This is a genomic window from Terrabacter terrae, from assembly GCF_039529575.1.
Lineage (GTDB): Bacteria > Actinomycetota > Actinomycetes > Actinomycetales > Dermatophilaceae > Terrabacter > Terrabacter terrae.
In genome coordinates, this window is the sequence record NZ_BAAANB010000209.1 from 1 (window position 1) to 1,433 (window position 1,433).

General features: G+C 70.1%; 4 protein-coding genes. 3 read left to right on the forward strand and 1 reads right to left on the reverse strand.

Annotated features, from left to right (window positions below):
• Positions 1–471 (forward strand): HNH endonuclease signature motif containing protein (locus tag ABD194_RS21085; protein WP_343995193.1); only part of this gene is annotated, 471 nt, incomplete at its 5' end.
• 25 nt (positions 472–496) lie between these two features.
• Here ABD194_RS21085 and ABD194_RS21090 read toward each other — a convergent pair.
• A complete protein-coding gene (locus tag ABD194_RS21090; protein ID WP_343995195.1) occupies positions 497–889 on the reverse strand; it encodes a VOC family protein in 393 nt (130 codons plus the stop codon).
• Here ABD194_RS21090 and ABD194_RS21095 point away from each other — a divergent pair.
• Together ABD194_RS21095 and ABD194_RS21100 are read left to right on the forward strand one after the other, a co-directional pair.
• Entirely contained in the window at positions 888–1,112 is a 225-nt protein-coding gene (locus ABD194_RS21095; protein WP_343995197.1) for a hypothetical protein, read from the forward strand. The genes ABD194_RS21090 and ABD194_RS21095 overlap by 2 nt on opposite strands.
• 85 nt (positions 1,113–1,197) lie before the next feature.
• The coding region (locus tag ABD194_RS21100; RefSeq protein WP_486388617.1) for a type 1 glutamine amidotransferase family protein at positions 1,198–1,433 on the forward strand (236 nt) is incomplete at its 3' end.

The window sequence follows — 1,433 nt, forward strand, 5'->3', positions numbered from 1 at the left end:
CCCGGCTCGGTCTGGCAGCGCCTCGCGGTCGACGTCCACAGCGGCAGGGCCATCGAGCTCTCGACCGATCGCTACACCCCGACTCGGGAGATGGTCGAGCACGTCAAGGCGGTCGACGGAGTCTGTCGCGCTCCGGGGTGCCAGGTCCCGGCCGAGCGCTGCGACTGGGACCATCTCGTTCCCTGGCCGAAGGGCCCGACCCGCGTCTCCAACGGCGACTCACTCAGCCGCGGGTGCCACAACGGCAAGACCGCCGGCGTCTGGGACGTCCGACGAGTCGACGATGACGGCATCCAGTGGACCTCGATCGCCGGCCGCGACTACATCACCTATCCCAGGGACTGGCGCGAAGCTCTCAGCGGCCCCGGGTCGGCACCGTCGACGGCCGGGAGCGCGTCGGACGGCGCCTCCGTCCGGTCGGCGGACCGGTCATCGGCACTCGGGCCGAACGGCGATCCACCGCCCTTCTGACCGATGGCGGTGGTGGCAGCCAAGGTCAGTCGCCGGTGACCGTGGTGAGGCAGAAGGGGTGTCCGGCCGGATCCAGCAGGACGCGCCAGGCGTTCGGTGCCGGCTGGTGCTCGGCCTCCGTGGCGCCGAGTGCCAAGGTGCGTGCGACCGCGTCGTCCAGGTCGTCGACGAGGATGTCGAGGTGGACCTGCTGCTGCTGGCGCGAGCTCGGCCAGGTGGGTGCGACGTGGTCTGCGGTGCGCATCATGGTGACCGCCACCTTGCCGTCGGAGAGCGAGACGACGCCGCCGTCGGGGCTCTCGTAGGCGCGCTGGAGACCGAGAAGTCCTCCGTAGAAGTCCGCCAGGAGCGACGGGTCAGGGCAGTCGAAGGAGACCGAGGCCAGTCGGCCGATGGCGGTCTGAGGGGTGGTCGTCATGGGTGAACCTTCGCATGCCCCGACGACGCCGCAACGCCGCGTCCCCCGCCTCGGCTCCGTCGGCGACGGGGACGTCGTGCAGCACGCGATCGAGGTCACGGTCTACGTCTGCGTCGGCGCCGAACGGTGCCCGCGGCAACGAGAAGGTCCGGCGATGGTGCGGCCCGAGGGCGGCCAGGAGAACGACGAACATGGCGAGAAAGAGAAAAGCGTCCATGGCTGAAACTATGCGCTCGGAAACATCTCGCCACGAGTGGCGGAACAGTCGGTGTTCGACAAGATCCTGCCACGGGTGTCATGCTGGCACGATGCTGCGCACGATCGCTGTCATCGCCCAGGAGCCAGTGGCCATGTTCGAGCTCGGTGTCCTCTGCGAGGTCTTCGGCATCGACCGAACCGACGACGGCGTCCCGGCCTTCGACTTCCGCGTCTGCTCGGCTCGACCGGGCGTGCCACTGCGCACCACGAGCGGCCTGGCCGTCGTGGCGCCCCTCCCTCTCGAGGCTGCGCGCGGCGCCGACCTCGTCGCCATCCCTGGGGGCCC

Bases quoted from the DNA above. Each gene is read 5' to 3' on its own strand.
- ABD194_RS21095 (WP_343995197.1), top strand. From the start codon at position 888: ATGGGTGAACCTTCGCATGCCCCGACGACGCCGCAACGCCGCGTCCCC.
- ABD194_RS21090 (WP_343995195.1), bottom strand. From the start codon at position 889: ATGACGACCACCCCTCAGACCGCCATCGGCCGACTGGCCTCGGTCTCC.